Origin of the sequence: Pseudomonas weihenstephanensis, from assembly GCF_001043055.1 — a bacterium.
In the GTDB taxonomy this organism is placed as follows: Bacteria; Pseudomonadota; Gammaproteobacteria; order Pseudomonadales; family Pseudomonadaceae; genus Aquipseudomonas; species Aquipseudomonas weihenstephanensis.
Window position 1 is genome coordinate 37,955 of sequence record NZ_JYLF01000011.1, and the last position, 4,947, is coordinate 42,901.

The 4,947-nt window shown below is 59.1% G+C and carries 3 protein-coding genes and 4 tRNA genes; 1 reads left to right on the top strand and 6 read right to left on the bottom strand.

Annotation, left to right across the window (positions count from 1 at the left end; translation table 11 throughout):
* Positions 1 to 54: 54 nt before the first annotated feature.
* From TU86_RS20185 to gltX, 5 genes are all read right to left on the bottom strand, one after another.
* Positions 55 to 130 (bottom strand) — tRNA-Glu (locus TU86_RS20185).
* Between the two features lie 76 nt (positions 131 to 206).
* Positions 207 to 282: transfer RNA gene (locus TU86_RS20190), tRNA-Ala, on the bottom strand.
* Positions 283 to 332: 50 nt separating this feature from the next.
* Positions 333 to 408 (bottom strand) — tRNA-Glu (locus TU86_RS20195).
* A gap of 75 nt (positions 409 to 483) precedes the next feature.
* Positions 484 to 559 (bottom strand) — tRNA-Ala (locus TU86_RS20200).
* A 219-nt stretch (positions 560 to 778) separates the two neighbouring features.
* The gene (gene gltX / locus TU86_RS20205) at positions 779 to 2,260 is read right to left on the bottom strand and encodes a glutamate--tRNA ligase (RefSeq protein WP_048366092.1); all 1,482 of its coding nucleotides are present in this window, start codon (positions 2,258 to 2,260) and stop codon (positions 779 to 781) included.
* Positions 2,261 to 2,489: 229 nt separating this feature from the next.
* Here gltX and TU86_RS20210 point away from each other — a divergent pair, with 229 nt between their 5' ends.
* Positions 2,490 to 3,815, top strand: a complete 1,326-nt coding sequence (locus TU86_RS20210; RefSeq protein WP_048366186.1) for an Nramp family divalent metal transporter — start codon at positions 2,490 to 2,492, stop codon at positions 3,813 to 3,815.
* Between the two features lie 69 nt (positions 3,816 to 3,884).
* On the opposite strand, the gene TU86_RS20215 is transcribed toward TU86_RS20210, so the two are convergent.
* Positions 3,885 to 4,844, bottom strand: coding sequence for an alpha/beta hydrolase (locus TU86_RS20215; protein ID WP_048366093.1), 960 nt, complete (start codon positions 4,842 to 4,844; stop codon positions 3,885 to 3,887).
* Between the last annotated feature and the right edge of the window lie 103 nt (positions 4,845 to 4,947).

Here is a 4,947-nt window from a genome sequence, read left to right on the forward strand (position 1 = left end):
AAGGGCCATTCAATAATTGAATGACCCTTAAAAATCCCGCAGAGCGGGTAATCGTGGCGTCCCCTAGGGGACTCGAACCCCTGTTACCGCCGTGAAAGGGCGGTGTCCTAGGCCACTAGACGAAGGGGACACAAACCCTTCTAACAGTGATCAAGCTTAAGCTTGATCGATTCAACGCCAGTGTGGCCCGACGTTGAACTGTAAATTGGTGGAGCTAAACGGGATCGAACCGTTGACCTCCTGCATGCCATGCAGGCGCTCTCCCAGCTGAGCTATAGCCCCGATTTATCGCCTGGCGGCGGAGCAACACCGAAGTGCTGCTTCTGTAAAACTGGCGTCCCCTAGGGGACTCGAACCCCTGTTACCGCCGTGAAAGGGCGGTGTCCTAGGCCACTAGACGAAGGGGACACAAACCTTCTAACTGATCAGCGCTGAGTGCTGATCGATTCAATGCCGGTGTGGCCAGGCAGTGAACTGTAAATTTGGTGGAGCTAAACGGGATCGAACCGTTGACCTCCTGCATGCCATGCAGGCGCTCTCCCAGCTGAGCTATAGCCCCAAACAGTCAGTGTTGCTTGTTGCTGTGTGGACGGGGCGCATATTAAGACTGGATCGGGAGGCTGTCAAACTTATTTTCAAAGTTTTTTAAAAAAAATGGTCGAGAGAACAACCACTTACCCTTCCCGGCCCGTAAATACAGGCCAAACCTTCAGTACAAGCGCGTAGCAACTACCGCCAGACGCCGCCTTCGGCAGCGGCTACACGCCTTACATTCTGATCAACCGATTGCGTTGAACAGTTTTTCCCACTCTTTGTTTTCTTTCTTCGACACGCCGCCCAGCAAGTCCAGCGCCTGACGCAGACGGAAACGGGTCAGGTCCGGCCCCAGAATTTCCATTGCATCGAGCACCGACACCGAGCTGGCTTGGCCGGTGATCGAGGCAAACATCAGCGGCATCGCATCGCGCAGCTTCAACTCAAGGGACTCGACCACTGTTTGAATGCAGCCGGTGATCGCCTCTTTTTCCCACTGACGCAGGCTTTCAAGCTTCCATAGAATCAGTTGCATCAGCTGACGCACTTGATCGCCGGACAACTTCTTGTGCTCAAACAGCTTGGCATCCAGCTGCACGCCGCCCGAGAAGAAGAACTCGGCCAACGGTGCGATCTGGCTGAAAGTTTCAACCCGGCCCTGAACCAGCGGCGCGATTTTCATCATGTACTCAGGGTTCAACGCCCATTGCTGCACACGGCTAGCGAATTCTTCGAGTGGCAGGTCGCGCAGCCACTGGCCATTGAGCCAGGACAGTTTCTCAACGTCAAAGATCGGCCCGCCCAGCGATACACGGGACAGATCAAAGTTGTCGACCATTTCTTGCAGCGAGAACTTCTCGCGCTCATCCGGCATCGACCAACCCATGCGCCCCAAGTAGTTGAGCATCGCTTCAGGCATGAAGCCCATGCGCTCGTAGAACGTCACCGATGTCGGGTTTTTACGCTTGGACAGCTTGCTCTTGTCCGGGTTACGCAGCAGCGGCATGTAGCACAGCTGCGGCTGCTCCCAACCAAAGTATTCGTAAAGCAGAATCAGTTTCGGCGCTGACGGCAGCCATTCTTCGCCACGCAGTACGTGGGTGATGCCCATCAAGTGGTCATCGACCACGTTGGCCAGGAAGTACGTCGGCAAGCCGTCGGTCTTCATCAGCACTTGCATGTCCATACGATCCCACGGGATCTCGACGTCGCCACGCAGCAGGTCCGGCACCACGCACACACCTTCGCTCGGTACTTTCATGCGGATCACGTGCGGTTCGCCAGCGGCCAGGCGCTGCGCCACTTCTTCTTTGGACAGCAACAGCGCGCGGCCGTCGTAGCGCGGGGTTTCACCCTTGGCCATTTGCTCGGCGCGCATCTGGTCGAGTTCTTCGCCAGTACAGAAGCACGGGAACGCATACCCCATGTCGACCAGTTGCTGGGTGTACTGCTTGTAAATGTCGCTGCGTTCGCTTTGACGATACGGACCGTGCGGGCCACCGACATCCGGGCCTTCGCTCCAGGTGATGCCCAACCAGCGCAAGGCATCGTAGATCTGCTGCTCAGACTCACGGGTCGAACGCAGTTGGTCAGTGTCTTCGATCCGCAGGATGAACTCGCCGCCATGCTGCTTGGCGAAGCAGTAGTTGAACAAAGCGATGTAAGCGGTGCCTACGTGAGGGTCGCCGGTAGGCGATGGCGCGATGCGCGTGCGAACGGTGGTCATGGGCGGTCTCGAAGTGGAGATGAAACAAAGGGGCGAATGGTAACAGGCCGACCCCGCTTGGCTCCAGCACAGGACTGACCGGTGGGCCAGAACCCGTGCAAAAGCCGGAAATAGAGCCGGTGTATCAACCTGATCAGCGGCAAAAAGCCCGACACAGGTGTAACCTCGCTCCATTCTCATGCCGGTGCGCCTGGCCAAACCCTCCCCCCTGGATACCCGGAGCCAGCGTTTGAAATTCAGTCTGCCGAAAATCGCCACAGCGCCGTTCTGCCCGCCTGAAGTCAGTGGCAGCGTGCCGGTGGACGCCCGCGCCCCCTTCTGGAAACGCGCCCTGCGTTTTGCTGGCCCCGGCTTGCTGATCAGCATCGGTTACATGGACCCCGGCAACTGGGCCACCGCCATCGAAGCCGGTTCGCGTTATGGCTATAACCTGTTGTTCGTGGTGTTGCTGGCCAGCCTCGCGGGCATGGCCGTGCAATGCCTGTGTTCGCGCCTGGGCATCGCCACCGGGCGTGATCTGGCGCAACTGTGCCGGGCGCGCTACAGCAAGCGCTCGGCCCGCGTGCAGTGGCTGTTGGCTGAAGTCTCGATTATTGCCACCGATCTTGCCGAGGTACTGGGCTGCGCGCTGGCCTTCCACTTGCTGCTGGGTTGTTCGCTGACTTTCGGCATCGCCCTGACCGCCTTCGACACCGTGTTGATCCTCGCCTTGCAGGGCAAAGGCTTCCGCCGCCTCGAAGCCATCATGCTGGTGCTGGTGTTGACCATTGGCGCGTGTTTCTTCGTCGAACTGGTGCTGATCAAACCGTACTGGCCTGACGTGTTTGAAGGGTTCAAACCGTCCTTGTCCGCCATCAGCGAAGCGGCGCCGCTGTACCTGGCCATCGGCATCCTCGGCGCGACAGTGATGCCCCACAACCTGTACCTGCACAGCTCAGTGGTGCAAACCCGGCGAATGGGCAACGACTACGCCAGCAAACTCGACGCCGTGCGCCTGGCGCGCATTGATACCATCGGCTCCCTGGCCTTGGCGTTGATGGTGAACGCCGCGATTCTGATCCTCGCCGCAGCGGCCTTTCACACCACGGGCCACACCGAGGTGGTAGAGATCCAGGACGCCTACCGCCTGCTCGACCCCTTGGTGGGCGGCGCGATGGCCAGCGTATTGTTTGGCGTGGCACTGCTGGCCTCCGGGCAAAGCTCGACATTCACCGGCACCATCGCGGGCCAGGTGATCATGGAAGGCTACCTGAAGCTGCGCATCCCGTGCTGGCAACGGCGCTTGATTACCCGTGGCCTGGCCTTGATTCCGGCGTTTGTCGGGGTGTGGTTGATGGGCGACAACGCCGTCGGCAAATTACTGATCCTCAGCCAGGTGGTGCTGAGTTTGCAGTTGCCATTTGCGCTGTACCCGCTAATCCGCATGACCAGCGACGAGACGTTGATGGGGCCTTTTGCCAACCGCTTGCCGACCCGGTTGCTGGCCTGGTTTCTGTTTGCCGTTATCAGCGCGGCCAACATTTGGCTGATTGCACAGATCACTTTTGGCGACTGATCCCTCGCCTTGCCGCAGGCTGCGCGCTTTTGATCTTGAGCGCGCGCAGCCTGCGGCAGCTGTTACGAATCAATTCAAGTTTGTGTCCAGCCACTGCGCCACGCGCTGATGAATCCCTGCCACCTCCTCCAGCAAGCCGCTCATGCGCATGAAATCGTGGGTCATGCCCGGCTCTTGCCACAGCGCCACCTCATTGCCCGCCCGCTGGAGTTTTTGGGCATAAGCCAGTCCTTCGTCATACAGCGGGTCGTAACCGGCCAGATAGACCAGTGTCGGCGCCAGGCCACTAAGATCTTGCGCCAGCAGCGGCGAAATCCGCCAATCCTGCACGTCATCTGCCGTGCGCGTGTAGTGCTGGTAAAACCAGTCCATCGTGGCGGCCTCAAGCAGATAACCTTGCGCGTAGCGCGTATGCGAATCACGCTTGCAACTGCCATCGGTGACGGGGTACAGCAGCACCTGCGCACGCGGCACAATGGCCACTTCTTGTGGGTCGCGAACCGCCAGAATCGACAACACAGTGCTCAAAGTGCCACCCGCGCTGTCACCGGTAAACGCCACACGCGTGGCGTCCAACCCGTACCGCGCGCCCTCGCGCAGCAACCAGTTAACGGCGTCGCACGCGTCATGCACCGCCGTGGGGAATTTCCACTCGGGCGCCAACCGATAATCCACAGCCAGCACGGCGAAATGCCCGGCATCCGCCAAACGGCGGCACAAAGCATCATGGCTATCCAGGCTGCCGATCACATAACCCCCACCATGAAAATACACCACCACCGGCAGCGGTCCCTCTGGCAACTGCGGGCAGCGATACAGCCGTGCGGGCAGGCTGAAACCATCTCGGGCGCTGATGCGCACGTCATAGCAGTCGATGTCCTCTAGCGGCTCATCAAACACCCCCGAACTCATTTCGAACTCCACCCGCGCATCGGCCGGTGTCATGTCATGCATCGCCTTGCTTTTGCCGGTCATGCGGCTGTATTCGGCCAATTCCAAAAACGCTTCCAGCTCAGGTACTACCGACATGCGTGTTTCCTTATCCATAAACAGGCTTCTTGAGGTGCGCAGGCGGCGCGCTTTTAAGATTTAAAGATCGCCGCCTGCGACAGCTTCTACGCAATAAAAGTGC

Bases quoted from the DNA above. Each gene is read 5' to 3' on its own strand.
- TU86_RS20215 (WP_048366093.1), bottom strand. From the start codon at position 4,844: ATGTCGGTAGTACCTGAGCTGGAAGCGTTTTTGGAATTGGCCGAATAC.
- gltX (WP_048366092.1), bottom strand. From the start codon at position 2,260: ATGACCACCGTTCGCACGCGCATCGCGCCATCGCCTACCGGCGACCCT.